Annotated in this window: 21 protein-coding genes and 1 pseudogene; 7 read left to right on the top strand and 15 right to left on the bottom strand. The window is 73.3% G+C overall.

Going from position 1 to position 26,783, the window contains the following annotated elements; translation table 11 throughout:
* Positions 1-207: 207 nt before the first annotated feature.
* The 12 genes from ACWC9R_RS16235 to ACWC9R_RS16180 all read right to left on the bottom strand — a co-directional run bounded on the left by ACWC9R_RS16235 (position 208) and on the right by ACWC9R_RS16180 (position 14,089).
* Positions 208-1,749, bottom strand: a complete 1,542-nt coding sequence (locus ACWC9R_RS16235) for an NADH-quinone oxidoreductase subunit N (protein ID WP_450732110.1) — start codon at positions 1,747-1,749, stop codon at positions 208-210.
* Entirely contained in the window at positions 1,749-3,368 is a 1,620-nt protein-coding gene (locus ACWC9R_RS16230; protein ID WP_450732194.1) for a complex I subunit 4 family protein, read from the bottom strand. The genes ACWC9R_RS16235 and ACWC9R_RS16230 overlap by 1 nt, the downstream gene beginning before the upstream one ends.
* A gap of 113 nt (positions 3,369-3,481) precedes the next feature.
* Positions 3,482-5,479 carry an NADH-quinone oxidoreductase subunit 5 family protein gene (locus ACWC9R_RS16225; RefSeq protein WP_450732108.1) on the bottom strand — a complete coding sequence of 666 codons (1,998 nt, stop codon included), beginning with the start codon at positions 5,477-5,479 and terminating at the stop codon, positions 3,482-3,484.
* Positions 5,476-5,838: an NADH-quinone oxidoreductase subunit NuoK gene (nuoK, locus tag ACWC9R_RS16220; protein ID WP_362605864.1), complete on the bottom strand. Its 363-nt coding sequence runs from the start codon at positions 5,836-5,838 to the stop codon at positions 5,476-5,478. The genes ACWC9R_RS16225 and nuoK overlap by 4 nt, the downstream gene beginning before the upstream one ends.
* The gene (locus ACWC9R_RS16215) at positions 5,838-6,455 is read right to left on the bottom strand and encodes an NADH-quinone oxidoreductase subunit J family protein (RefSeq protein ID WP_450732105.1); all 618 of its coding nucleotides are present in this window, start codon (positions 6,453-6,455) and stop codon (positions 5,838-5,840) included. Before ACWC9R_RS16215 ends, nuoK begins: the two co-directional genes overlap by 1 nt.
* Entirely contained in the window at positions 6,452-7,057 is a 606-nt protein-coding gene (locus ACWC9R_RS16210; RefSeq protein WP_450732104.1) for a NuoI/complex I 23 kDa subunit family protein, read from the bottom strand. Before ACWC9R_RS16210 ends, ACWC9R_RS16215 begins: the two co-directional genes overlap by 4 nt.
* Positions 7,054-8,022: a complex I subunit 1/NuoH family protein gene (locus ACWC9R_RS16205; RefSeq protein WP_362605857.1), complete on the bottom strand. Its 969-nt coding sequence runs from the start codon at positions 8,020-8,022 to the stop codon at positions 7,054-7,056. Before ACWC9R_RS16205 ends, ACWC9R_RS16210 begins: the two co-directional genes overlap by 4 nt.
* Entirely contained in the window at positions 8,019-9,542 is a 1,524-nt protein-coding gene (locus tag ACWC9R_RS16200; RefSeq protein ID WP_450732102.1) for an NADH-quinone oxidoreductase subunit C, read from the bottom strand. The genes ACWC9R_RS16205 and ACWC9R_RS16200 overlap by 4 nt, the downstream gene beginning before the upstream one ends.
* Positions 9,539-10,219, bottom strand: a complete 681-nt coding sequence (locus ACWC9R_RS16195; protein ID WP_393365540.1) for an NADH-quinone oxidoreductase subunit B — start codon at positions 10,217-10,219, stop codon at positions 9,539-9,541. The genes ACWC9R_RS16200 and ACWC9R_RS16195 overlap by 4 nt, the downstream gene beginning before the upstream one ends.
* Complete coding sequence (locus tag ACWC9R_RS16190) at positions 10,210-10,611, bottom strand: NADH-quinone oxidoreductase subunit A (protein ID WP_362605850.1); 402 nt, start codon at positions 10,609-10,611, stop codon at positions 10,210-10,212. Before ACWC9R_RS16190 ends, ACWC9R_RS16195 begins: the two co-directional genes overlap by 10 nt.
* Before the next feature lie 275 nt (positions 10,612-10,886).
* Positions 10,887-12,440 carry a hypothetical protein gene (locus tag ACWC9R_RS16185; protein ID WP_450732099.1) on the bottom strand — a complete coding sequence of 518 codons (1,554 nt, stop codon included), beginning with the start codon at positions 12,438-12,440 and terminating at the stop codon, positions 10,887-10,889.
* Between the two features lie 527 nt (positions 12,441-12,967).
* Positions 12,968-14,089, bottom strand: coding sequence for a secretion protein snm4 (locus ACWC9R_RS16180; RefSeq protein WP_450732098.1), 1,122 nt, complete (start codon positions 14,087-14,089; stop codon positions 12,968-12,970).
* A gap of 232 nt (positions 14,090-14,321) precedes the next feature.
* Between ACWC9R_RS16180 and ACWC9R_RS16175 the strand changes: the two genes are divergently transcribed.
* The 7 genes from ACWC9R_RS16175 to rarD all read left to right on the top strand — a co-directional run bounded on the left by ACWC9R_RS16175 (position 14,322) and on the right by rarD (position 23,612).
* Entirely contained in the window at positions 14,322-15,575 is a 1,254-nt protein-coding gene (locus tag ACWC9R_RS16175) for a sensor histidine kinase (protein ID WP_450732096.1), read from the top strand.
* Between the two features lie 222 nt (positions 15,576-15,797).
* On the top strand, positions 15,798-17,108 hold the full coding sequence (locus tag ACWC9R_RS16170; protein ID WP_450732095.1) for a sensor histidine kinase: 1,311 nt from the start codon (positions 15,798-15,800) through the stop codon (positions 17,106-17,108).
* A gap of 198 nt (positions 17,109-17,306) precedes the next feature.
* Complete coding sequence (locus ACWC9R_RS16165; protein WP_450732192.1) at positions 17,307-17,966, top strand: LuxR C-terminal-related transcriptional regulator; 660 nt, start codon at positions 17,307-17,309, stop codon at positions 17,964-17,966.
* Between the two features lie 295 nt (positions 17,967-18,261).
* Positions 18,262-20,214, top strand: a complete 1,953-nt coding sequence (locus tag ACWC9R_RS16160; RefSeq protein ID WP_450732094.1) for a 2-oxoacid:acceptor oxidoreductase subunit alpha — start codon at positions 18,262-18,264, stop codon at positions 20,212-20,214.
* The gene (locus ACWC9R_RS16155) at positions 20,207-21,301 is read left to right on the top strand and encodes a 2-oxoacid:ferredoxin oxidoreductase subunit beta (RefSeq protein ID WP_450732093.1); all 1,095 of its coding nucleotides are present in this window, start codon (positions 20,207-20,209) and stop codon (positions 21,299-21,301) included. Before ACWC9R_RS16160 ends, ACWC9R_RS16155 begins: the two co-directional genes overlap by 8 nt.
* Positions 21,302-21,569: 268 nt before the next feature.
* Positions 21,570-22,439: an SDR family oxidoreductase gene (locus ACWC9R_RS16150; protein WP_450732091.1), complete on the top strand. Its 870-nt coding sequence runs from the start codon at positions 21,570-21,572 to the stop codon at positions 22,437-22,439.
* Between the two features lie 141 nt (positions 22,440-22,580).
* Positions 22,581-23,612 (top strand): EamA family transporter RarD, encoded by a 1,032-nt coding sequence (gene rarD / locus ACWC9R_RS16145; protein ID WP_450732089.1) that lies wholly within the window; start codon positions 22,581-22,583, stop codon positions 23,610-23,612.
* Here rarD and ACWC9R_RS16140 read toward each other — a convergent pair.
* The 3 genes and pseudogenes from ACWC9R_RS16140 to ACWC9R_RS16130 all read right to left on the bottom strand — a co-directional run.
* Positions 23,602-23,862, bottom strand: a pseudogene (locus tag ACWC9R_RS16140) (ABC transporter permease); the annotation flags it as partial. The gene rarD and the pseudogene ACWC9R_RS16140 overlap by 11 nt on opposite strands.
* Before the next feature lie 134 nt (positions 23,863-23,996).
* Positions 23,997-25,262, bottom strand: coding sequence for a LolA family protein (locus ACWC9R_RS16135; protein ID WP_450732087.1), 1,266 nt, complete (start codon positions 25,260-25,262; stop codon positions 23,997-23,999).
* Positions 25,263-25,523: 261 nt separating this feature from the next.
* Positions 25,524-26,537: a polyprenyl synthetase family protein gene (locus tag ACWC9R_RS16130; RefSeq protein WP_450732085.1), complete on the bottom strand. Its 1,014-nt coding sequence runs from the start codon at positions 26,535-26,537 to the stop codon at positions 25,524-25,526.
* Between the last annotated feature and the right edge of the window lie 246 nt (positions 26,538-26,783).

Genomic DNA, 26,783 nt, shown 5'->3' with positions numbered 1-26,783 from the left:
GGCAGGGGAACCCTGTGCTGCGTGTCTCCACTCTCCAGTGGACCCTTACTCACTGGTCAACGCGAGATGAACGAGCCTGGTTCCCCGGTGCGCGCGCGGCGGGGCCGGACGCGGCACGGAACCGCGCCCGGTGGGGCCTGTCGCCGTACGGGCGGGCTGAGGGCCGCTGTGGGCCCCCGGAGGGTGCGGGCTGCGCCGCCCGGCCCGTTAGAGCAGCGTCCCGGAGGCGAAGCGCAGGACGAGCTGGGGGGCGCCGGAGAGGGCGATGCCGAGCACGGACGCGAGCGCGATGGCGGTGGCGAGGGGCGCCGGGATGCCGGCGCGGGACGGCCGTTCCTCCGCCGGGGCGGCCTCGGGCGCGGCTTCGCCGGCCTCGGCTCCCCGGAAGAGGACCGTGGTCCACTGCAGGTAGTAGTAGAGCGCGATCACGACATTGACCGCCATGACCACCGCGAGCCAGGCCAGCCCCGCGTCGACGGCCACGGAGAACACCGTGACCTTGGCGAACAGGCCGATGATGCCCGGCGGCAGCCCGGCCAGGCACAGCAGGAAGAAGCCCATGGCGAGCGCTGCCAGCGGGCGGCGGGCGTAGAGGCCCCGGTAGTCGGTGATGCGGTTGGCGGGGCGCGTACGGGCCACCAGGGCGGCGACGGCGAAGGCGCCGAGGTTCACGGCCGCGTACATCAGGGCGTAGGCGACGGTGGAGCCGATGGCGTGCGCCGGGTCCCGGGTGTAGCCGGCCGCCGCGATCGGCACCAGGAGGTAGCCGGCCTGGCCGACCGACGACCAGGCGAGCAGCCGTACCGCGCTGTGCGCGCGGCGGGGGTCCTGGCGGAGGGCCGCGACATTGCCGACGGTCATGGTGAGCGCGGCGAGGACGGCCAGCGCCGGGCCCCAGACGTCCGCGTACGACGGGAAGCCCTGGACCGTGACGAGGATCAGGCCGGAGAAGCCGACCGCCTTGCCGACCACGGACAGGTAGCCGGCAATGGGGAGCGGTGCGCCGACATAGGTGTCCGGCACCCAGAAGTGGAACGGGGCGGCGGCCGTCTTGAAGGCGAAGCCGACCAGGGTGAGCGCGACGCCGGCGCTCGCCAGAGTGGCCAGCCGCGGGTCGGGGAGCGCGGTGAGGCCGTGGGCCACCTGGGAGAGGTGGAGGCTGCCGGTGGCCGCGTACAGGAAGCTCACGCCGAGCAGCATCACGGCGGTGGCGGCCACCGAGGACAGGAAGAACTTCAGCGCCGCCTCGGAGGAGAGCCGGTCGCCGCGCCGCAGCCCCACGAGGGCGAAGGCGGGCAGCGAGGCCACTTCGAGGGCGATGACGAGGGTGGCGAGGTCCCGGGAGGCGGGCAGCAGGGCGGCGCCGGCGGCCGAGGAGAGCAGCAGGAACCAGTACTCGCCGGCGGGCAGGTCCTGGTCCCTGATGGTGTCGATGGACAGCAGGGCGGTCAGCAGCGCCCCGCCGAGCACCAGGAACTGGATGACCAGGGCGAACGGGTCGGCCACATAGCTGCACACCTCGGGGTGGGCGGGCAGGCAGAAGGTGCGCCGGCCGCCGCCCAGGAGGGGCAGCAGGAGGAGCGCGGAGACCGCGAGGCCGGCCGTGGCCATCCAGCCCAGCAGCGGTTTGCGGGCCGCCGGGAGGAAGAGGTCGGCGACGAGCACCACCAGGGCGACGGCCGCGGTGAGGGTGGGCGGCGCGAGGGCGACCCAGTCGACGGACTGGACCAGAGGGGTGATCGAGCTCATCACTTACCGCCTCCGAGGAGCTGCTGGACGGCCGGGTCGGTGAGGCCGAGGAGGGCCGCGGGCCACAGTCCGGCGAGGACGGTGAGGACGGCGAGGGGGGTCCAGGCCGCGTATTCGTAGCGCGCGATGTCGGGGACCACGGGGGCCGGCGCGGGCTCTCCGGAGGGGTCCCCGTCAGCCGGGTCGGCGGTGCCGAGCGGCGCGGTGGGAGCGAGGTGCGGGGTCCCGCCCATACAGACGCGGCGGACGACGAGCAGCAGATAGGCCGCGGTCAGCAGGGTGCCGAGGCCGGCCAGCACCATGAACGTCAGGAAGGCGGGGCGGCTGAGGCCCGGGGCCGGCTGGAAGGCCCCGAACATCGCCAGCATCTCGCCCCAGAAGCCGGCCAGTCCGGGGATGCCCAGGGAGGCGACGGCGGCGAAGGCGAGCAGCCCGCCGAAGCGCGGCGCCCGGCCGTAGAGGGCGGCGCCGGTGCTGCCCGCGAGGGTGTCGAGGTCGGTGCTGCCGTAGCGGTCCTTGAGGGCGCCGACGAGGAAGAAGAGCAGGCCGGTGATCAGGCCGTGCGCGATGTTGGCGAACAGTGCGCCGTTGACGCCGGTGGGGGTCATGCTGGCGATGCCGAGCAGGACGAAGCCCATGTGGCCGACGGAGCTGTAGGCGATCAGGCGCTTGAGGTCGCCCTTGGCGCCCTTGCGGACGAGGGCGAGGCAGGCGAGCGAGCCGTAGATGATGCCGACGGCGGCCAGCGCGGCGAGGTACGGCGCGAAGGTCCGCATGCCGTCGGGTGTGATGGGCAGGGCGATCCGTACGAAGCCGTAGGTGCCCATCTTCAGCAGGACGCCGGCCAGCAGCACCGAGCCGACGGTGGGGGCGGCGGTGTGGGCGTCGGGCAGCCAGCTGTGCAGCGGCCACAGGGGCGACTTGACCGCCAGTCCGATGCCGATCGCGAGCACCGCGAGCACCTGAACCGTGTGGCTGAGCCGGTCGTTCGGGCCGTTGTCAGTGGCGAGTGCCACCATGTCGAAAGTGCCGGACTTCACACCGATGAGGAGGAGGCCGAGCAGCATCACGACGGAGCCGAGCAGCGTGTAGAGGATGAACTTCCAGGCCGCCGCCTGCTTCCCCGCCCCGCCCCAGCGGGCGATGAGGAAGTACATCGGGATGAGCACCATCTCGAAGGCGAGGAAGAAGAGCATCAGGTCGAGGACGGCGAAGGTGGCGAGGGTGCCGGCCTCAAGAGTGAGCAGCAGGGCCACGAATGCCTTGGGGGACGGGCCCGTTGGCATGTGGAAGTAGGAGTAGAGCGCGCAGAGGAAGGTCAGCAGCGCGGTCAGGACGACGAGGGGGAGCGAGATGCCGTCGACGCCGAGGTGGATGCGGATGTCGAGCGCCGGAATCCAGCTGATGTCGGTGGTGGCCTGCATACGGGCCGGGTGGTCGTGGTCGAAGCCCACGGCCAGGGCGATCGCCGCGGCGAGCACGACGCCGGTGACGGTCACGCCGTGGCGCAGCACGGCCTGGCCGGGGTTCCTGCCCTTCAGTCCGGGCGGGGCCGGGAGCAGTGCGGCGAGCGCGCCGGCCAGGGGGAGGACGACGACGGCCGCGAGGAGAAGCTGCATAGCGGTGTGATTCACGGGTCAGGCCCTCCTCAGGGGTTCGGCTCCGGCGAGGCAGGCCACGGGGGCTGTCGGCTGGGCGTGCGGGGGTCGGCCCCCGGGGGATGGCGGCACGGTCAGGCTCCCGTGCCCGTGGCGACGAGGACGGCGGCGACGGCCAGCACGAGCGAACCCGCGAGCAGCGCGCCCAGGTAGGTCTGCACGTTCCCGGTCTGGGCCCGGCGGACGGCGGCGCCCAGCCAGCCCGGCGCGGCTCCGGCACCGCGGACGTAGGTGTCGACGACCTCGCGGTCCAGGAAGCGGACGAGCGTGGCGGCGGCACGTACGGGCCGGACGAACAGCGCGGTGTAGACCGCGTCGAGGTGGAAGCCGACGGCGGCGTGCGGCTGCAGCGGGCCGAGGAGGAGCCGGCCGGGGTCGGCCGGGTCCGGGGCGGCGGCGACGCTTCCGTAGACCGGGGCATGGGTGGCGATGGCCGTCTCCTCGGCGAGCCCGGGCGGGGCGTCCGGGTCGGTGACGACCGCGCCGATGGGGGTGCGGGCGGCCAGCGCGGTGGTGTGGCGCCAGGCCGCGTAGGTGACCAGGCCGCCGACGAGGGCGATACCGGTGCCCAGGACGGAGGTGGTCAGGGTCGGCGCGAGCGAACGCCCGTCGAACCAGTCGGGCAGCAGGGGGGCGGCGAGACCGAGCGCGACGGTGGGGACGAAGAGCACCCACAGCACGGCGTTCATGACGAGGGGCTGCGGGCCGTGGTCGGGGACCTCGACGCCCTTGCCCCGGAAGGCCAGCAGCCACAGACGCGTGGCGTAGGCCGCGGTGAGGAGGGCGGTGAGCAGTCCGGAGACCAGGACGGTCCAGCCGGCCGCGCCGGGGATGCCGTGCGCCGCACCGGTGGCGGCGTGCTCGGCGGCGCCCAGGACGGCTTCCTTGGAGAAGAAGCCGGCGAACGGCGGGATCGCGGCGAGCGCGAGCAGCGCGACGGTGACGGTCCAGTAGGCGTCCGGGATGCGCCGGGCCAGGCCGCTCATCCGGGACATGGCGGCCAGCGAGTTGGTGCCCGCGGCGTGGATGATCACGCCCGCGCCGAGGAAGAGGAGGGCCTTGAACGCACCGTGCGAGAGGAGGTGGAAGACGGCGGCACCGCGGTCGCCGACGGCCAGCGCGCCCAGCATGTAGCCGAGCTGGCCGACCGTCGAATAGGCCAGGACGCGCTTGATGTCGTCCTGGGCCAGCGCGGCGAGACCGGAGCCGACCATGGTGATCGCGGCCATGACGGCCATCACCACCAGCGCGGCCGCGGAGGCGGCGAAGACGGGGAGGAGACGGGCCACGACATAGATACCGGCCGCCACCATCGTCGCGGCGTGGATCAGCGCCGAGACGGGCGTCGGACCGGCCATCGCGTCCGGGAGCCAGGTGTGCAGCGGGAACTGCGCCGACTTGCCCGCGACTCCGGCCAGCAGCAGCAGCGCGATCAGCGTCGGATGGTCCAGGCCGCCGCCGGCGACGGTGCCGAGGATGCCGGTGATGCGGAAGGTTCCGGCGTCGGCGGCCAGCGCGAAGATGCCGAAGAGGAAGGGGACGTCACCGAGCTTGGTGACGAGGAAGGCCTTGAGGGAGGCGGCGCGGGCCGCCTCGGTCTCCCAGTAGTGGCCGACGAGGAAGTAGGAGCACAGGCCCATGACTTCCCAGCCGACCAGCAGCAGCATCAGGTCGCCGGTGTAGACGACCAGCAGCATCGCGGAGGTGAAGAGCGAGACCAGCGCGGCGTAGGAGGGGTAGCGCGGGTCGTCGCGCAGGTAGGCGGTGGAGTAGAGCTGCACACAGGTCGCCACGAGCCCGACCAGGACGGCGAGCAGCGCGGCGAAGCCGTCGATGTGCAGGGCCAGGTCGATGGGGATCGAGCCGGTCGGGGTGAGCCGGGTGGCGATGTCGGTGGCCGGTCCCGCGCCCTGCGCGACCGCGACGGTCACCGCGAGCGCGGCCGCGGCCAGCGTCGGCAGCACGGCCAGCGGCCGGACGAATCCGGGCGCCCGGCCGCCCAGGAGGAGACCGGCGACGGCCCCGAGGAAGGGCAGGAGGGGAACGAGAACGGCAGTGGTCGTGAGGGTCACGCGGCGGCCTCCGCCGTGGTGTCCGGCCGCGGGTCCGTGTCCCCGGCGTCCGCCTGCTCGGCGAGGTCACGGAGCCGGTCGATGTCGGAGCTGCCGCGGTTGCGGTAGACGAGCAGCACGATCGCCAGCCCGATGCCGATCTCGGCGGCGGCGATGGCGATGGTGAACAGGGTGAGCGCCTGGCCGGTGTGCAGGGTGTCGCGCAGCCAGACGTCGAAGGCGACGAGGTTGAGGTTGACGGCGTTGAGCATCAGCTCGACGGACATCAGCACCAGGATCGCGTTGCGACGGGCGAGCACGCCGTACAGACCGGTGCAGAAGAGGAGGACCGCGAGGACGGCCGGGTAGGCGAGATGCATCAGCGCTGCTCCTCTCGGGGGGCGGGGGCGGCCGCGGCGCGGGAGGCACCGTTCGTGAGGTCCGCCGCGGCGGCCCGGCCCTCGCCCGTCCTGCGGGACAGCACGATCGCCCCGACGAGCGCGGCGAGCAGCAGCACGGACAGCGCCTCGAAGGGCAGCACCCAGTACCGGAAGAGGGTGCGCCCGGAGGCCTCGGTGGAGCCCTGCGCGGCGCCCTCGAAGCTGATCCAGGTGGCGCGGAAGGCGTCCACGACCACCCAGACCAGCGCGCCGGCCGAGGCGAGGGCCACCGTGAGCGCGGCCCAGCGGTTGCCCGAATCGGCGTCCGGGGAGCGGCCGATGGGCGCCCTGGTGAGCATCAGCCCGAAGAGCAGCAGGACGACGACCGAACCGACGTAGATCAGCACCTGCACCCAGGCGATGAACTCGGCCGTGAGGAGGAGGTATTCGACGGCGATCCCGCCGAGGGCGACGACCAGCCAGAGGGCGGCGTGCACCAGCTGCCGGGTGGTGACGGTGATGACGGCCGCGCCGAGGGTGGCGATGCCGACGAGGACGAAGGCGATCTCGACACCCGTGGGTGAGAGAAAGCCGGGGCCGGCGGCGGCGAGCGTCACTGTCCCTCCCCTGGGGTGTCCGTTCGGTCCTGGTCCTCACCCTGGGCCGCGGCTTCGGCCTGAGCCTGGGCCTCGGCCGCCTGCTGGGCGGCGAGCTTGTCCGCGGCCTTGTGGGCGGCGGCGAGTTCCTTGGGCTCCTCGGCCGCCGGGTCGAGCGCCGGGGGCTCGGGCACCGTCCACATCCACTCGCGGAGCTTGTCCCGCTCATGGGTCAGATCGCGGATGTCCGTCTCGGCGTACTCGAACTCCGGTGACCAGAAGAGCGCGTCGAAGGGGCAGACCTCGATGCAGATGCCGCAGTACATGCACAGCGCGAAGTCGATCGCGAAGCGGTCCAGCACATTGCGGCTGCGCTCACGCCCGCCGGGGGCGGCGGGCGGCACCGTCTCCTTGTGGGAGTCGATGTAGATGCACCAGTCCGGGCACTCACGGGCGCACAGCATGCAGACCGTGCAGTTCTCCTCGAACAGCCCGATGACGCCACGGGTACGCGGCGGGAGGTCGGGCTGGACGTCCGGGTACTGCGCGGTGACCGATCGTTTCGTCATCGTCCGGAGGGTGACGGCCAGCCCCTTGGCGAGGCCGGAACCGGGGAAGCTCATGACGAGATCACCACCTTGACGACGCCGGTGAGGGCGATCTGGGCGAGGGCGAGCGGGATGAGGACCGTCCAGGCGAGCTTCTGCAGCTGGTCCTCGCGCAGCCGCGGGTAGGTCACCCGCAGCCAGATGACGCCGAAGGCGAGGATCACGGTCTTCAGCAGCGTCCACAGCCAGCCCAGGCCGTCGGCGCCGAACGGGCCGTGCCAGCCGCCCAGGAAGAGGACGGAGGTCAGGGCGCAGAGGACGACGATGCCCGCGTACTCGGCGAGGAGGAAGAGCGCGAAGCGCAGCCCGGTGTACTCGGTGTACGCACCGAAGATGATCTCCGAGTCGGCGACCGGCATGTCGAACGGCGGCCGCTGCAGCTCGGCGAGGCCCGCGGTGAAGAAGACCACCCCGCCGACGATCTGCCAGGGCACCCACCACCAGTGGAAGGCCTCGATGATGCCGGGCAGTGAGAGCGTGCCGGCCGCCATCGCCACGGAGGCCGCGGCGAGCAGCATCGGCAGCTCGTACGCCAGCAGCTGCGCGGCCGTGCGCAGACCGCCGAGCAGCGAGAACTTGTTCGCCGAGGCCCAGCCTGCCATCAGCGAGCCGAGCACCCCGACGCCCATGACGGCGAGCACGAAGAAGATGCCCGCGTCCAGGGCCTGGCCCACGGCGTTGTGCGGGCCTATCGGGATGGCGACCAGGACCAGGAGGTAGGGCAGCAGGGCGACGGCGGGCGCGAGCTGGAAGATCCGCCGGTCGGCACCGGCCGGCACGATGTCTTCCTTCTGCGCGAACTTCACCCCGTCGGCGACGAGCTGTGCCCAGCCGTGGAAGCCGCCCGCGTACATCGGCCCGAGCCGGCCCTGCATATGGGCCATGACCTTGTGCTCGGTCTGCCCGATGACCAGGGGGAAGACCAGGAAGACGACGAAGACGGCGAGCAGACGCAGCGCGATGTCGAGAGCGTCGCTCATGGGGTGTCGCCTCCTGCCGGGTCCTGGGGTGCGTCGTCGGGCGCGCCGTCCTGCCGGGGCCGGGGTGCGGGCTCCGGGTCGGGGGCGGCCGACGGTTTCCGCTCCGGGGCGGCCGGGGCGGCGGGCGGTGCGGGCTCCGTGGTGGCCGGGGGCTCGGGCTCCGCCTTCTCTTGCGGGGGCTCCGGGGCGGTCGTGGTGGCGTCCGGCGCCTCCGGGGCGGCCGTCGTGCCGGGCTCGGTCTTCGGCTCGGGCTCCGGCTCCGCCTTGCGCTCCGGCTCGTCGAAGGCCGGACGGGCGTGGTGCCAGGGCGCGTCGGAGGAGCGCGCGGGCGCCGCCTTCGCGGGGGCCGCCGGGGCCGGGGCATCCTGGGCGGGCGCCTCCTTCGCCGGGGCGTCGGTCGGCGGGGCGTCCTTGGGCTTCGTCTCCTTCGACGGGGCCGCGGGCGCCGGGGCCTCAGTCGCCGGAGCCGCGGTCGTCGCGGCCTCCGCGGCCGCGGCCTCCGCGGCCGGCGCCTCGGCGCTCGGGGCAGCGTCCGCCGTCGCGCGCCGCTGGCCGGCCGAGCCCTCGCTCGCCGAACGGGTGCGCCGTGCCGGACGCTCCGGCCGCTCGGCAGGCGCCGGGGCGGCCGGGGCTCCGGCCCCCTCCCCCGTCGCCTGCTGGCTGGCCGAGCCCGCGCCCGCCGTACGGGTACGCCGTGCCGGACGCTCGCCCGCCGCGCCGCCGGCCGCCCGCGCACCCCGCGCAGGACGTGCGGGCGCAGGCGGCAGCTGGCCCTTCAGCGGGCCCCACTCGTTCGGGTCCGGAACGCCCGGGGGCAGCATCTGACGCCGCTTGGGCCCGCCGTGCTCGGACTCCCCCGGCTCCTTGGCTCCAGGCCACGCCTTGGCGACCCGCGCCGCCAGTACGAAGTCCTTGCGCAGCGGGTGGCCTTCGAAGTTGTCCGGGAGCAGCAGCGGTGCGAGGTGCGGGTGGCCGGTGAAGTCGACCCCGAACATCTCGTGGGTCTCCCGCTCGTGCCAGCCCGCGCCCGCGTACACCTCGACGGCGGTGGGCAGCACGGCCGCGTCGTGCGGCACGGTCGTCCGCACGATCAGCCGGTGGACGGTGCCGGGGCGCGCCACCTCCGCGAGGTGGGCACAGATCCGGAAGCCGGTGCCGGGCTCGTCGACGGCGCTCAGCCAGTCGAAGTAGCGGCAGCCCAGGGTGTCGCGGGCGGTCGTCAGCGCGGCGAGCCAGCCGTCCGCGGGGACGTCGACGGTCAGCAGGTCGTACGCCAGCTCCGCGGTGGCCCCGGCCCCGAAGATCTCGCTCGCCGGACGCGGCAGCCAGCCGACGACCGGCTCGGCCGGAGCCGGCTCGGCCTGCTCGGACTGCTCGGCCGGGTCGGCCTGGTCGCTCGGAGTCGCCGGCTGCTCAGCTGCCGCCTGGGCAGGGGCCGTTGCCTTGCCGGGGGTTTCCGGCTGCGCGGGGGCCCCGGGCCGGTCGGGGGTCCCCGGCTGCTGCTCGGGCTGCTCGCTCATCGCGGTTCCTCCCCCGTCGGCTTCGGCGCGTCCGCGGACCCCGGCGCGTCCGCCGGCTTCGGCGCGGGCGGCGTGACCAGCCCGCTGCGCAGCGCGGCCGCCGAGGGCCGGGCGGCGCCGCCCTTCGCGTACCGCTCGCCCAGCGACTCGCGCGCGATCTTCTCCTGGAGCTTGAGGATGCCCTGCAGCAGCGCCTCCGGCCGCGGCGGGCAGCCCGGGACGTACACATCCACCGGGATGATCTGGTCGACGCCCTTGGTGACCGAGTACGAGTCCCAGTAGGGGCCGCCGCAGTTGGAGCAGGCCCCGAAGGAGATGACGTACTTCGGCTCCGGCATCTGCTCGTAGAGCCGCTTGACCGCGGGCGCCATCTTGTCGGTGACGGTGCCGGACACGACCATCAGGTCGGCCTGGCGGGGGCCGGGCGCGAACGGGATCACGCCGAGCCGGATGAAGTCGTGCCGCGCCATGGAGGCGGCGATGAACTCGATGGCACAACAGGCCAGGCCGAAGTTGAAGACCCACAGGCTGTAGCGGCGGCCCCAGTTGAGGACCACCTTCATCGGTTCGGGCGCGAGCCGGGCGAGGGTGCCCAGGCGCCGGGGCTCCGGCAGGAACTCGGGGGCGGCGCCTGCGGCCTCGGCCGCGGAGCTGTTGGCGGCGGGGGTCACGTCCATTCCAGGACGCCCTTCTTCCATGCGTAGAGCAGGCCGACGGCGAGGAAGCCGAGGAAGATGAACATCTCCACCAGCGTCACGCCGCCGAAGCCAGGGGCGGCGAAGACCGTTGCCCAGGGGAACAGGAAGATCGAGTCCACGGCGAAGATGACGTAGAGGAACGCGTAGACGTAGTAGCGGACCTGGGTGTGTGCCCAGCCCTCGCCCACCGGGTCCACGCCGCACTCATACGTCAGCAGCTTCTCCGGCGTCGGCACCACGGGCCGCAGCAGCCGCCCGGCACCGAAGGCCACGGCGACGAAGAGCACACCGATCAGGGCGATGAGCCCGACGACCGAGTAGCCCTGGAAGTAGTCCGCGGCGACGGTGGTGCGTACGGTCGCGTCCGGCACGTCCGCCCCTCGCTCCCTGACTGTGATTGTTCAACGACTTCGACGATCTGTACGGACCGGAGTCTAGGCCCTGCCCCGGCCCCGGTGAGCAGCCGGATCATCGCGGACGGCGGGGTTGTCCCCACTTCGCCCCACCTGGGTGGCCGGCAGCGTAAAGCGAGCGCCCAGTTGTCTCAGAACTTGTCTCACGGACCGGACGGAGGGGAGGCCGGGGAATGGGACGGGGCGGGAGGCCCCCCGGGGCCGGGGCGGGAGACGGGCGGGACGGGCCCTGGTCAGTGGATGGGGCCTCCGTCGAACGGGCTCCGGCGGTCGGGAGCGGTCGGCATCGGCCCTGGCGCCGGGGTCGGGGCCGGGGTCGGGGTCGGGCCCGTTGGCGGCGCGGGAGCCGGCGGCGGCGACGGGGACGCCGACGCGGGCTGCACCGGGGGCTGCGAGTGCGGCTGCTGTTGCGAGGGAGACGGAGGCTGGATGGGCGCCTGCGCCTGAGGGTGCGGCGCGTGCTGCGCGTGCTGTGGGCGCTGCTGTGGTGCGGGAGCCGGGTGCGCGGTCTGCGGCGGGTAATACGGGGCCTGGGGACCGGGCTGGGTCTGCTGACCGGCCGACGGCTGCGGGCCCGACGGCGACTGCGGACCCGACGGCGGCTGTGGTCGCTGCGGCTCCTGGTACGGCGCGGAGACCGTCGCCTGCCCCGGGACGTACACCGGTGGCTGCCCCGGCCGGTGCACCGCTGTCTGCCGCTGCTGCTGTCGGCCCGGTTCCCGCGAGAGCGCGCGGTCCATCACCTCGGCCGTGATGCGCGCCGCCGCCTCCCGCGTCCGTTCGCCGAGCAGCTCCGTACGGATCGCGCCGCCGGCCGCCAGATGCCGGTCGTACGGCAGCGGCAGCACGGCCGCACCGCCGGCGCCGAGGTGTTCGGCGGCCCTGCGGACGTCGACGCCGCTGTCCGGTGAGGTGTGGGTGAGCACCACGACCGTGGTGGGCAGCAGACCGGAGTGCAGCCCTCCGACCCAGTCCAGTACGGAACGGGTGGCCGCCACGCCCTCCGGGGTCGCGGGGGTGACCAGTACGCGTGCCTGGGTCGTCACCAGCGCGGTGCGCGCCACTTCGGCGGGCAGCGTCTCGCAGTCCACGACGGTGGCCGCGAAGTGACGGCGGAGCGAGGTCATCACGACGCGGTAGGCGTCGAGGTCCAGCCGGGTGCCGATGGCGCCCTGACTGCCGGGCAGCAGCCAGCCGCCGCCCGCGAACGGGAGGAGGTAGCCGGTCAGGTCCGTGATCAGCATCGCCGGATCGACGATCTGCGCCAGATCGCTGCCCGACCACCGCACCTCGCGTGCGCCGAGCCGGTGCGGCAGCGTGCCGAGCGCCGGATCGGCCTCGACGGCGAGGACCGGGTCGGAGCGGTAGTGGGCGAGGGTGAGCGCGAGCAGGGCGGCGACGGTGGACTTGCCGGCGCCGCCCCGGATGCTGGACACGGCGATCTGCCGGCCCGTGGTCACCGGCTGCTGGATGGCGTGCGCGGCCTGGGTGACCGCGGCCGTCTCGGCGGCCGGTGAGGAGGCGAAGACCCGGCGCAGCGCACGGCCCGCACGCCGGGCCAGCGGGTCACCGCGGCGCGGCCGGGGCTGACCGTCGGCCAGCTCCGGCGGCAGCAGGGGCACGGAGAGGGGCGTACGGGCCGGCAGCCCCGACCGCCCGTAGCGGCCGGGAGCGGGCGCGGAGGCGTGCGGCGGGGGCGGGGGCACGGAAGGGCCGGGGGCCGCGTCCGAGGGAGCGGACGACGGGGCGGGCGCCGAGGGGGCGAAGCCGGGCTGCGGGACCGGCACGGAAGGCTGCGGGACCGGCACGGAAGGCTGCGGGACCGGCACGGAAGGCTGCGGGACCGGCACGGAAGGCTGCGCGGGCACAGACGACTGCGCAGGCACGGAGTGCTGCACGTGCGCGGACGACTGAGCGTACGGGGACGGCTCAGCGACTACGGACGGCGAGCCCGCCCCCTCGACCGCCGACGGCATCGGGCCGGGCACACCTGGGGCCTCGGGCGTGCCCAGGGCCCCGGGCGCGCCCGGAATCCCCGGCCCGCCCGTGTATCCCGGCGATCCCGCCGCGGTTCCCTGCCCGGCCGGACCGCCGCCCGCCTCGCTCATCGCTCCCGCCTCGCCCGTCATACGCCACTCGCCGCTCTCGCCCGTGTTTCCCGCCGCGGCCGGCTCCTTTGCCAGAGAGACCCCGGGAGTCGTGTTCCTCGCCTGCACCGCCTCCGCGTCCCCTCTCCTGGTCCGTCCCGCTTCCGCTTCCGCGTCCTCCGGGTGGCACTCCGCCGATGACATGGCCCCTCCACCGCCTTTCCGGGTCAGGATGCGCCGAACAGCAGGCCGTAGAGCCCCAGGGCCCCGAGGGTGACCGGAATCAGCGCCACCACGCTCACCGACTCGGCGAGGTCCAGCCACCGCCACAGCCGGGCGCGCGTCGGCTCCGGCAGCCGCACCGCGAGCACCGCGACCGGCAGCACCGCCAGCAGGCCCAGCACGAGCAGCGCGAGCGCCGGTGCCCCGCCGTCGGTGCCCCAGAGCAGCACCAGCCGTACACAGACCGCCAGTCCGGCCGCCAGCAGCGCGACGACCTCCACCGCCAGCGGATACGCACGGGCCCGTGAGCACAGCACCCCGCACAGCAGCAGCGCGGCGAGCACGGTCCAGAGGCCGGGGGTCTGTACCGCGAGCACCCCCGCCGCACCGGCCGAGGCCGCCGCGACCACCGTGGCCGGGACGAGCTCCCGGTGGCCGGCGCCCAGCGCGCCCGCCACCTGGTGCCGGCTGACCGGGGTACCGCCGGAGCGCGCGTCGTCGAGCCGGGTCAGGCCGGCGGTCCGCAGGGCGAGCCGCGGCAGCTGCCCCAGGGCGAGGACGGAGACGAAGCCGAGCACAACTCCCGTACGGGCGGGGGTGGTCAGGGCCAGACCCAGTTCCCAGGCGGCCACCGCGAGCGCGAGCGACGCGGCGCCGGTCAGGCCGCCGCGCACCGGCCCCGTACGGAGCCCGAGGAGCGCGAGCACGGCCGCCGCGGTCAGTCCGGCGGCGGCGAGCCGGGCGGCGCCGCCCGGGAACGCCTGCCAGGCCGCGGCCACCCCGAGCACCCCGCCGAGCAGCAACAGGGCGGCTCCCGGGGCGTGTCGGCCGAGCCGCGCGGCCCGTGCGCCGACCGCAGCACCGGCGGCGGTGACGAGCACGGCGGCGAGGCCGAGCCAGAGGGCGCTGTCCCCGTGGGCGTACCACCTGCCCGCGCAGACCCCGGTGACCGCCGCGAGCAGCACGCTCGCCGTCACCGCCGTCCAGACCCTGCTGTGCTCGCCCCAGCCCCAGCCGCGGACGTCGAGGGGGGCGGCCACCGTGTCGGTGAGGTCCCCTGTGGCGGAATCCGGCCGGTCCGCGGCGCCCTCCGGCTTCAGCAACTGGCCGTCGTTACCCCGCGCCATCGCCCCTCGCCCCTCCCGTTGTGCATCGCCACACCTTACGGTCCCGCCGGCGCGCCGTGTCCACCACTCCGCTCACGGAAACGGGACCGTGCCGCAGCCCCGCCCGTCCCGACACAGGCGCCGTGACCTGCACCGGGACGCTCACCGGGGAAGGGGGAGGGGGGCAAACCCCACCACAGGTCCCCCAGTTACCCCATGGCACCCCGGACGGCGGCCGGGCAGGCTGGGGCGCATGACGGAGAGTTCCCGACCCCCTGCCGCCGAGGACGCCCCTGACGGCGCCTCACCGCCCCCGCCCAGAGCCGCGCTCAGCGGCCCGACATGGCGGGAGATCGCCTATCTGCTGGCCAACTTCCCTTTGGGCGTCGTGGCGTTCACGGTGGTGCTGGTGTGGGTCGGGACGGGCATCGGGCTGTCCTTCATCGTGATCACGCTGCCGCTGCTGGCCTCGGGGCTGAGGGCGTGCAGGGAGTACGGGCGGCTGGAGCGGGCCCGGGCGCGGACCCTGCTCGGAGTCCGGGTCGAGGAGCCGAGCCGCCTGCGGCCGGGGAGCCCGGGATTCGTGCCGTGGTTGTGGACGGCGCTGAAGGACCCGGTCGCCTGGCGGCACGCGCTGTTCATGTTCGTCCGGCTGCCGTGGGCCGTCCTCACCTTCACGGTCGTCCTTCCGCTGCTCCTCCTGGGGTGGCCGGTGCTGCCGTGGGTGGCGCGCTGGCTGACCAACGTGGACCGGGCGATGGTGCGCGGGCTGCTCTCGCCGTCGGACGAACTGGAGCGGCGGATCGCCGAGCTGGAGTCGGACCGGGTGACGGTCACCGACACCGCGGCCGCGGACCTGCGGCGCATCGAACGGGATCTGCACGACGGCGCGCAGGCCCGGCTGGTGGCGCTCGCCATGGGGCTCGGCCTGGCGAAGGAGAAGCTGCTGGAGGGCCGGGCCGACGCGAGCGTGGCGGCGATGGTGGACGAGGCGCACGGCGAGGTGAAGCTGGCGCTCCAGGAGCTGCGGGACCTGGCCCGGGGCATCCATCCGGCGATCCTCGCCGACCGTGGGCTGGGGCCCGCGCTGACCTCGCTGGCCGGGCGCTGCACGGTGCCGGTGACGACGGCCGTGGACCTGGCCGAGCGGCCCGCGCCCGCCATCGAGGGCATCGTCTACTTCACCGTCTCCGAGCTGCTGCAGAACGTCTCCAAGCACAGTGCGGCGCGGCGGGCGTCCGTCGAGGTGTGGCGGTCCGCGGGGGACGGGCGGCGGGCGGGCGGCCGGCTGCTGATCCAGGTGTCGGACGACGGGAGGGGCGGGGCGCGGCTGGACGGCGGCGGCGGGATGGCCGGGCTCGCCGAGCGGCTGGGGTCGGTGGACGGGCTGTTCGTGCTGGATTCACCGGCGGGCGGGCCCACGCGGGTGACGGCGGAACTGCCGTGGCGGGCGCGGACGGAGGCCGGGACCGCGCCGGCGCGACGGCGCGACGGGACGCGGGCATGAGGGGTGCTCCGGCCCGTCCGGGTGCCGCGGCGAGGCGGCGGCCGGTGGCCGGCCACAGGTCCGGGGGTGGGGATAACCCCAGTCGGAGACTGCGAAGAGCCTCATGGTGCGGGGGACGCCGTTCGCGGACGCTGGTCATGGCGGAAAAGGCCGCGCGGAGCGGCTGAGCAGTCGGCGGCGCCGGCAGGGCATGGCCGCCCCGGCAGAACGGATGAGGAGACGATGGATACCGCATACGCACCGCATCCCCGTGGCTCGGGGGTGCCCAGGGGCCTGCGCGCCCCGTTCTCCGGGCGCGCCTGGCGGGAGTTCCTCTACCTCCTCCTCAACCTCCCGATGTCCCTCCTGATGTTCACGTACGCGGTCACGGTGGTCACGATGGGCGCCGGCCTGCTGATCACCTTCGTGGGCATCCCGGTGCTGGCGGGCGGCCTGGCGGGCAACCGCGCGCTGGGCGCCCTGGAGCGGGCTCGGGCCCGTGCCCTGCTGGGGCTGGATGTCGCCGATCCGGAGCCGCCCCGGGCCGCAAGGCCGGGCCTGCTGGGGTGGGTCGGGGCCGTGCTGAAGAGCGGGGTGTCCTGGCGGCACCTGGTCTACTCCGTGGTGCATCTGCCGTGGGCCCTCTTCTCCTTCGTCTTCTCGCTGACCGTCTGGTCCGTGGGCTGGGTGCTGCTGGTCTATCCGCTGTGGCGCTGGGCCTTCCCCGGCACGCTCGACGCCTGGGACACCCACCTGTGGGTCGACAGCGGCAGCAGCTTCTACGTCGGCACCCCGGCGGAGATCGGGATCACCAGCGGGGCCGGGCTGCTGATGGTCCTGGCCGGGCCGTGGGTGATGCACGGGCTGACGCAGGTGGACCGGGTGCTGGTCCGTGGCCTGCTGGGACCGTCCCCGCTCGCCACCCGGGTGTCGCAGCTGGAGTCGGACCGCGGGGTGGTGGTGGACACCGCGGCGGCCGACCTGCGGCGCATCGAGCGCGATCTGCACGACGGCGCCCAGGCCCGGCTGGTGTCGCTCGCCATGGACCTGGGGCTGGCCAGGGAGAAGCTGGCGGAGGACCCGGAGGCCGCGGCCAGGATGGTGGACGAGGCGCACGGCGAGGTGAAGGTCGCGCTCCAGGAGCTGCGGGACCTGGCCCGCGGGATACATCCGGCGATCCTCACCGACCGGGGCCTGGGCCCGGCGCTGTCGGCCCTGTCCGCGCGGTGCACGGTGCCGGTGACCGTGACCGTGGACCTGGACCGCCGGCCGGCCGCGGCGATCGAGGGCATCGCCTACTTCACCGCCTCCGAGCTGCTCCAGAACGTCTCCAAGCACGCTCAGGCCACCAGCGCCACGCTGGACGTCTGGTGCACCGCCGACCGGCTCATGGTGCTGGTCGCGGACAACGGCCGGGGCGGCGCGCACACCGGCAGCGGCACCGGGCTGGCCGGCCTCGCCGAGCGGCTGGACGCCGTCGACGGTCTGCTGGTGGTCGACTCCCCCGTCGGCGGCCCGACCTGCGTCACCGCCGAACTGCCGTGGCGCGGCTGAGCCTCGGACGGCACTGAGCGGGCCCGGGCAGCCCCCGCCCGGGGCCTGCCCGGTCCCCCGTCCCTCCGCCCCTTTTCACAGCGATCCCCTTTTCCACAGCGATCCCCGCTCCCGCCCCGCGTCCGTCCGGATGCTGGGATGCTGGGCCCGCAGGGACGGAACGGGAGCGACTGGGGGATCTGAGCCGTGGACGACAAGGTGCGGGTGGTCATCGCCGAGGACTCGGTGCTGCTCCGGGAGGGCTTGACCAGGCTGCTCACCGACCGGGGGCACGAGGTCGTGGCCGGCGTGGGGGACGCCGAGGCGCTGATCAAGGTGATCGGTGAGCTGGCGGACGAGGGGGCGCTGCCGGATGTGGTGGTGGCGGACGTACGGATGCCGCCGACGCACACCGACGAAGGGGTGCGGGCCGCGATCCGGCTGCGCCGGGACCACCCCGGCCTGGGCGTGCTGGTCCTCTCGCAGTACGTCGAGGAGCAGTACGCGACGGAGCTGCTGGCCGGTTCGAGCCGGGGCATCGGCTATCTGCTCAAGGACCGGGTGGCCGAGGTGCGGGAGTTCGTCGACGCGGTGGTCCGGGTCGCCGGGGGCGGCACCGCGCTGGACCCGGAGGTGGTGGCACAGCTGCTGGGCCGCAGCCGTAAGCAGGATGTGCTGGACCGGCTGACACCCCGGGAGCGGGAGGTGCTGGGCCTGATGGCCGAGGGCCGGACGAACTCCGCGATCGCCCGGCAGCTGGTGGTCAGCGACGGTGCGGTCGAGAAGCACGTCAGCAATATCTTCCTGAAACTGGGCCTGGCGCAGAGTGACGGGGATCACCGAAGGGTGCTCGCGGTCCTCACCTACCTCAACTCCTGAGGATCTGACACCCTGTCAGATGGGCTGTCCGAGGTGTTTTCCGCCCAGGTCGAGGACTTTGGGCGTAGAACCAATGGAGGAGTCCGGAGCGTCATGAACAGAGGGGTCACGGGGGCGGTGATTTCATGACAAAACGCATCAGATCACTGTCTCAAGCCGACGTCCACCATGCGATCGGCCCAAGGAAGGCCACCCTTACCCACGTACGATGGTTATGGGACAACCGGTCAGTACGACACGTCCCGAGCCCTGCCTCCGGCGGGGACGCCGCACCCCTCGAGGGAGGTCCGAAGCAGTGACCAGCCAGGTCAGTAGCCCAGCCGAGCAGACCGACGCAGCGCTTGTCGGGGAACAACGCGCTTCCGGCAACGGCGGCGAAGGCAAAGAAGTCCGACGCCTGGACCGGGTGATCATCCGGTTCGCCGGTGACTCCGGTGACGGTATGCAGCTCACCGGCGACCGGTTCACCTCCGAGACGGCGTCGTTCGGCAACGACCTGTCCACGCTGCCCAACTTCCCCGCCGAGATCCGGGCCCCCGCCGGGACCCTGCCGGGCGTCTCCAGCTTCCAGCTGCACTTCGCCGACCACGACATCCTCACGCCCGGTGACGCACCGAACGTGCTGGTCGCGATGAACCCGGCGGCGCTGAAGGCGAATCTCGCCGATGTCCCGCGGGGCGCGGACATCATCGTCAACACCGACGAGTTCACCAAGCGCCCGATGGCGAAGGTCGGCTACGCCACCAGCCCGCTGGAGGACGGCTCGCTGGAGGCCTACAACGTCCACCCGGTGCCGCTGACCACGCTGACGATCGAGGCGCTCAAGGAGTTCGGGCTCTCCCGCAAGGAGGCCGAGCGCAGCAAGAACATGTTCGCGCTGGGACTGCTGTCGTGGATGTACCACCGGCCGACCGAGGGCACCGAGAAGTTCCTGCGGGCGAAGTTCGCCAAGAAGCCGGACATCGCGGAGGCGAACGTCACCGCGTTCCGGGCGGGCTGGAACTTCGGTGAGACGACCGAGGACTTCGCCGTCTCCTACGAGGTCGCACCGGCGACGAAGGACTTCCCGACCGGCACCTACCGCAACATCTCCGGGAACCTCGCACTGTCCTACGGGCTGATCGCGGCGGGCCGGCAGGCAGATCTGCCGCTGTACCTGGGCTCGTACCCGATCACCCCGGCCTCCGACATCCTGCACGAGCTGTCCAAGCACAAGAACTTCGGTGTGCGGACGTTCCAGGCGGAGGACGAGATCGCCGGTATCGGCGCGGCGCTGGGCGCGGCGTTCGGCGGCGCGCTGGCGGTGACCACCACCTCGGGCCCCGGTGTGGCGCTGAAGTCGGAGACCATCGGTCTGGCGGTCAGCCTCGAACTGCCGCTGCTGATCGTGGACATCCAGCGCGGCGGGCCCTCGACCGGGCTGCCGACGAAGACCGAGCAGGCCGACCTGCTGCAGGCGATGTACGGGCGCAACGGCGAGGCCCCGGTGCCGATCGTGGCGCCGCGGACGCCCGCCGACTGCTTCGACGCGGCGCTGGAGGCGGCCCGGATCGCGCTGGCCTACCGCACGCCGGTCTTCCTGCTCTCCGACGGCTATCTGGCCAACGGCTCCGAGCCGTGGCGGATTCCGGACGTCGGGGAACTGCCCGATCTGCGCGTCCAGTTCGCCTCCGGCCCCAATCACCAGCTGGCGGACGGCACCGAGGTGTTCTGGCCCTACAAGCGCGACGAGCAGACACTCACCCGCCCCTGGGCGGTGCCGGGCACCCCGGGCCTGGAGCACCGCATCGGCGGCATCGAGAAGCAGGACGGCACCGGCAACATCTCCTACGACCCCGCCAACCACGACTTCATGGTGCGCACCCGCCAGGCGAAGGTCGACGGCATCGACGTCCCCGACCTGGAGGTCGACGACCCCGCCGACGACAGCGGCCAGGGGGCCAGGACGCTCGCCCTGGGCTGGGGCTCGACCTACGGGCCGATCACCGCGGCCGTCCGGCGCGTCCGGAGGGCCGGCGAGCGCATCGCGCAGGCCCATCTGCGCCACCTCAACCCCTTCCCGCGGAATCTCGGCGAGGTCCTGGCGCGTTACGACAAGGTGATCGTGCCGGAGATGAACCTCGGACAGCTCGCCACCCTGCTGCGCGCCACCTACCTCGTGGACGCGCACTCCCACACCCAGGTCAGCGGCATGCCGTTCAAGGCCGAGCAGCTCGCGGAGGTCTTTAAGGAGGCCATCAATGACTGAGGCGATCTCGGAGCGGCCCTCGCAGATCGAGGCGCTCTCCCTGGTGCCCAAGGCCGACGCCAAGCAGTCCATGAAGGACTTCAAGTCCGATCAGGAAGTGCGCTGGTGCCCCGGCTGCGGTGACTACGCCGTCCTCGCCGCCGTGCAGGGCTTCATGCCCGAGCTCGGCCTGGCGAAGGAGAACATCGTCTTCGTCTCCGGCATCGGCTGCTCCTCCCGCTTCCCGTACTACATGAACACCTACGGGATGCACTCCATCCACGGCCGCGCCCCGGCCATCGCCACCGGCCTGGCCTCCTCGCGGCGCGATCTGTCGGTGTGGGTCGTCACGGGTGACGGCGACGCGCTGTCCATCGGCGGCAACCACCTCATCCACGCCCTGCGGCGCAACGTCAACCTCAAGATCCTGCTGTTCAACAACCGGATCTACGGTCTGACCAAGGGCCAGTACAGCCCCACCTCCGAGGTCGGCAAGATCACCAAGTCGACGCCGATGGGCTCCCTGGACGCGCCGTTCAACCCGGTCTCGCTGGCGCTCGGCGCCGAGGCGTCCTTCGTGGCACGCACCGTCGACTCCGACCGCAAGCACCTCACCTCGGTGCTGCGCGAGGCCGCCGCCCACCCCGGCACGGCACTGGTGGAGATCTACCAGAACTGCAACATCTTCAACGACGGCGCCTTCGAGGTCCTCAAGGACAAGGAGCAGGCCGAGGAGGCCGTGATCCGGCTGGAGCACGGGCAGCCGATCCGCTTCGGCGCCCTGGCCCCCGACGGCTTCGGCTCCAAGGGCGTGGTCCGCGACCCGGCCACCGGCGACCTCAAGGTCATCGACGTCCGGGAGGAAGGCACCGGCGGCGTGCTCGTGCACGACGCCCACAACCCCTCCCCCACCACCGCCTTCGCGCTCTCCCGGCTCGCCGACGCCGACACCCTCCACCACACCCCCATCGGGGTGCTGCGCAGCGTCGACCGGCCCGTCTACGACACCCTCATGTCCGACCAGCTGGACGCCGCCATCGAGCAGAAGGGCAAGGGCGACCTCGCCGCCCTGCTCACCGGCAACGACACCTGGACCGTCGTCGGCTGACCCACCGGCCCCACGGGTGCCTCCGGAAGCGTCGTACGGCGCTCCCGGAGGCACCCGTTCGTTGTGCCCCCGTGCCTCACGCCCGCGACGGCCGGTCCCGCTCGCGCGCCCCGCGCCGTCCCGCTCCCGCGCCGTGCCGGTGCCGCCGCGGCGGGCGATGCTGAGGGGTGATCCCGCACCAGACATCCGTACGCCCGTCATAGACGATCGTCTAGGGCAGGCGTACGGTCGGGGGCCTCAAGCCAGCGACGCCCACAGGGGGTAACTCATGAGTTTCGTCGTCACCGGTGCCACCGGGGCACTCGGCCGGCTCGTCATCGAGGAACTGCTCCGGCGCACCGCACCGGGCGAGATCGTCGCCCTCGCCCGCGACCGGGCCAGGGCCGAGGACCTCGCGGCCCGCGGGGTGGAGGTCAGGAGCGCGGACTACAGCCGTCCCGAGAGCCTCCAGGGCGCCTTCGCGGCCGGTGACCGGGTGCTGTTCGTCTCCGGGAACGAGGCGGGGCAGCGTCTCACCCAGCACCGCACGGTCATCGACGCCGCACGGGAGGCGGGCGTCGGGCTGCTGGCGTACACCAGTGTGCTGGGCGGGCCGGCCGCCACCTTCTCGATCGCCGAGGAGCACCTCGCCACCGAGCAGGCGCTGCTCGCCTCCGGGGTGCCGTACTCCCTGCTGCGCAACGGCTGGTACCACGAGAACTACACGGGCGCGCTGGCCGGCACCCTCCGGACCGGCGCCGTCGTCGGCAGCGCGGGCGAGGGCCGGGTGGCCACCGCCGCGCGCCGGGACTACGCCGAGGCGGCCGCCGAGGTCCTCACCGGCGACGGCCAGGAGAACACCGTGTACGAGCTGAGCGGCGACACCGCCTGGACGATGGCCGAGTACGCGGCCGAGGTCTCCCGGCAGACCGGCCGGCGCATCCCGTACCGCGATCTGCCGCCGGAGCGGTATGTGGCGCTGCTGGTCGAGGCGGGCGTACCGGCGCTGGGCGCACAGCTGGTCGCCGACGCGGACACCGGGATCGCCCGCGGCGAGCTGGGCGCGACGCCCGGGGAGCTGTCCGGGCTCATCGGCCGTCCGACCACCCCGATCGCCGAGGCGATCGCGGAGGCGCTGAAGGGGCTGGAGGGGCAGTAGGGGCTGCCCGTCTGACGCGGCCCCGCCCCGGGAGCGCCGCCGGGACGGACTGTCATGACCGTATGCCAAGACAGGCATGACAGGCGGTCCGGGCGGCGCTACGTTTCACAGGGCCGTCGCCGCAGCACCAGGAGGGTCCCCTTGCAGCCTCGAAGCGATCAGCGCACCGGACTCGCCTACGGCATCGCCGCCTACACCATGTGGGGCCTGCTGCCGCTCTACTGGCATCTGCTGGACGACGCCGCGCCGTCCGAGATCCTGGCCCACCGCATGGCCTGGTCACTGCCGGTCGCCGTCGTCCTGCTGGCCGTGCTCCGCCGCTGGTCCTGGATCGGACCGCTGCTGCGGCAGCCCCGGCGGCTGGGCATGGTCCTCGTCTGCGCCCTGGTCATCTCGGCGAACTGGTTTCTCTACATCTGGTCGGTCAACTCCGGGCATGTGCTGGAGGCGTCGCTCGGCTACTTCATCAATCCGCTGGTCAGCATCGCCTTCGGCGTCCTGGTGCTGCGCGAGCGGCTGCGTCCGCTCCAGTGGGCGGCGGTGGCGACCGGCGCGCTCGCCGTCCTGGTGATGACCGTCGCCTACGGCCGGATGCCCTGGATCGCGCTCGCGCTGGCCTTCTCGTTCGCGACGTACGGGCTGGTCAAGAAGGGCATCAAGCTGGACGGGATCGAGGGCTTCAGCGCCGAGACGGCGCTCCAGGTGCTGCCCGCCGTGGGCTTCCTGGTCTTCCTCGGGGTGCGCGGCGAGGCCGCCTTCACGACCGGCGGGGTGGGCGGGGCGCTGCTGCTGTCGGGCTGCGGTGTCGCGACGGCGATACCGCTGATCTGCTTCGGCGCGGCCGCCGTGCGGCTGCCGCTGAGCGTGATCGGGATGCTGCAGTATCTGGCGCCGACGTTTCAGTTCGTGCTGGGGCTCACGGTCTTCCACGAGACGATGCCGCCGGAGCGCTGGGCCGGGTTCGCGCTGGTGTGGCTGGCGCTGGCGGTGCTGACCTGGGACGCGCTGCGTACCGCACGGCGGGCGCGGGCGGCGCTGGCCGAGGCCGCGGCCCGGGCGGGCGAGGCGGCCGCGGCCGGGTCCGGGGCGGCGGCCACGGAGACCGGCCCGTCGGGGGCACCGCACGCCGCGGAGCAGCCGGCGGCGCCCCGGCCCCCGGGCCTCACCCGGTGATGTCCCGGGTGGTGAAGTGCGCCCAGGCCGCCGGGCCGAACACCACGGCGTACAGCGCCTGGAAGCCCGGCTCCTACCGCAGCCGGTCCCGGTAGACGGGGTCGCGGAGCAGATCCGCGAAGGACAGCCAGTGGTGCGGGAAAAGGTAAGACTGGACGGCGTGCAGCTGCGGGAGGGTGTCCGGGATCTGCACGGTGATCAGCAGGCCGACCGTGGTCGCCATCGCCGCGATGCCGCTGCTGGTGAGCGTGCCCTCGCCCACGGGGAAGAGCGGCGGCCCCGTCGCCGGTATCACTTCCCCCACCTCGCCCGGACCGTCCACGAGCTGCGCCGCGCCACCCGCTCAGGGGTGGCGCGGCGCAACCGCGTGGCCGTGGTGGTGCGTTACTTGGCGGCGTTCGCCGCGTGGATCAGGGTCTGCTTGTCGACGGCGCCGACGTAGACCGTGCCGTTGTCCGTGACCAGCGCGTTGACCAGGCGGGTGCTGAAGAGCCGGCCGGAGCCGAACGAGCCGTTGACCTTGGCGCCGATGCTGTCCAGGAACGCGCCGGCGTCGCCGCCCAGGCCCTTGTCCTTGCCCTTGTCCTTGCCGGACGGCAGACCGGCACCCTCGCCCTTGATGGTGGCGATGGACGTCCAGCCCTTGCCGATGATGTCCGGCCCGTCCGTGTCCTTGGCGAGCTGCTCGCGGGACGGGACGTCCTTGCCGTGCTCGCGCTGCGCCGCCGCGCTCTCCTTGTCGCCGTCGACGACCTTGGCGCCCTTGGGCGGGGTGAAGGAGAACGTGCTCGCGGCGGGCTTGGCGAAGTCGACCGTGGTGAAGCCGACGTCGACGGCGGCCGCGCCACCGCTCTTGGGCGTCAGGGTGAACTTCAGCGGCGTGCCGTTCTCGGCGTCCACCGCGACCCGGATCGAGCCGACCGTGGAGCCGGTCTGCTTGGGCTTGATGAGCAGCTGGTAGGCGTCCCGGCCGGCGACCTTGGCGGTGCCGTCGACGGTGACCGAGGTCGTGTCCCCGGCCGCCTTCAGGGCCTGCTTCGCGAGGTCCTGCGGGGTCGCGGTCTTCAGGTCCTTGGGCAGGCCGCCCGGGGCCCGGTCCGACTTGCCGGAGCGGCTGTCGGGCGCGCTGCTGTGCATGGCGGTCTTGCTGCCGCTGTCGTACGCCCAGACGTCCTTGCCGTGGTGGACGAGGCTGTACTCGGCGTCCTTGTCGATGATCGACACCCGCTGCTTCTCGGGGCCGTCGGCCGCGACGCGCAGGGTGTGCGCACCGGACGCCAGCTCCATCAGCTTGTTCTGGGGCGACGCGGAGGCGCCGTCGCCGCCCTTCCCGCCGCCCTCGGCGCCGCCGAAGCCGGCCGCTCCGCCACCGGCGCCCGGCAGGGTCGGCAGCCCCAGGTCCGTGGTGACCCGGACCGTGCCGGAGAGCTGCTGGACGTCCGACTTGGCGACCTTGGCTATCAGGTCCTGTGCCGAGATCTTCGGCAGGTCCGGGGAACCGGAGCCGGCGAACGCCGGGACCAGCCCGATCGTGATCGCCGCCACCCCCGCCACCGCGACCGGTACGCCGTACCGCACCGCCTTACGGCGCCCCGGAGAGCGCTCCCCGTCCCATCCGTCGGTGCCCTCGGTCGGTTCGTTCCGTGGCATCTGCCCTACCTCCGTCGTGTCCGGCGGCTGCTGTGCTGTCCACGCGTTCCCCCCTGGGGCACATGGTGACCTGATCCGCCGCGCTCAGGTGGTTCCATCTCACCAAACCGCCCGGCGGAAAACGTCAGCCCGCGGGAGCAACTCGTCCTACCTCTGAGGTATGACGCACGATCACCTCAGGTCGCAGACCGTACGACGGGAGGCGGAGGGTTCCCTAGGGGATGCGGCGGCGGTCCCTGGGGGACGGCCCGTCCGGAGGGCTCAGCCCGCCCGGTGCACCACGGCGTCGCAGAGCCCTTCGAGGGCCGACTTGGCCATGCACGACGGCAGCGGCGCCAGCATCGCGCGGGCCTCCTCCGCGTAGCGCACGGTGTCCCTGCGGGCCTCTTCGAGCGCGGGGTGGGCGCGCAGACCGGCCAGCGCCTCGGCGTGCCGGGCGTCGTCGGTGAGGTCGCCGGCCAGCAGCTCGCACAACGCCCGGTCCTCGGGGGTGCCGGCGGCGCTCTCGGCGCGCGCCCGCAGCCGCAGCACCGGCAGCGTCGGGATGCCCTCGCGCAGGTCCGTGCCGGGTGTCTTGCCCGACTCGTGCGAGTCGCTGGCGATGTCCAGGACGTCGTCGGCCAGCTGGAAGGCCGTACCGAGCCGCTCGCCGTACTGGGTGAGGATGTTGACCGTCGCCTCCTCGGCGCCCGACATCATCGCGCCGAAGCGGCAGGCGACGGCGACCAGCGAGCCGGTCTTGCCGGCGAGCACGTCCAGGTAGTGGTCGATCGGGTCGCGGCCGTCACGCGGGCCGGCGGTCTCCAGGATCTGGCCGGTCACCAGGCGTTCGAACGCCTCGGCCTGGATGCGGACCGCCTCCGGCCCGAGGTCGGCGAGGATGTGCGAGGCACGGGCGAAGAGGAAGTCGCCGGTCAGCACCGCGACGGAGTTGCCCCAGCGGGCGTTGGCGCTGGCCACCCCGCGGCGCACCTCGGCCTCGTCCATCACGTCGTCGTGGTAGAGCGTCGCCAGATGCGTGAGCTCCACGACGACGGCGGAGGGCACCACACCCGGGCTGTGGGGGTCACCGAATTGGGCGGCCAGCATCACCAGCAGCGGCCGGAACCGCTTGCCGCCCGCGCGCACCAGATGCTGCGCGGACTCGGTGATGAACGGCACGTCGCTCTTGGTGGCCTCCAGCAGGCCCTCCTCGACAGCCGCCAACCCGGCCTGGACATCGGCCTCAAGAGCCTGGTCCCGCACGCTCAGCCCGAAGGGCCCGACGACGGTCACGAGGGGTACTCCTGTCTGCTGACGATCAAACTGAATGTCGATCTGTCGCTGTCTCCACCATTGGCCAGCGTATCCGGTCGCAGTTCGATCACCGTGAGCGCCCGCCCCCCGAACCGCCCGGGAAGCACGGCGACCCCCCGGCCGGGATGTTCCGGCCCCTCGGTTGACGCGGGTACGAGGCGGCGGCGCGGGACAACGACGGCCAGCATCCCCGGTCCGCTTCCGCTCCGGCAAGGCCCCGCGGAC

The sequence above is a fragment of the Streptomyces sp. NPDC001219 genome, from assembly GCF_053597915.1.
Note: the sequence above shows the minus strand (reverse complement) of the source record. Positions and strands in the feature narration are given on the sequence as shown.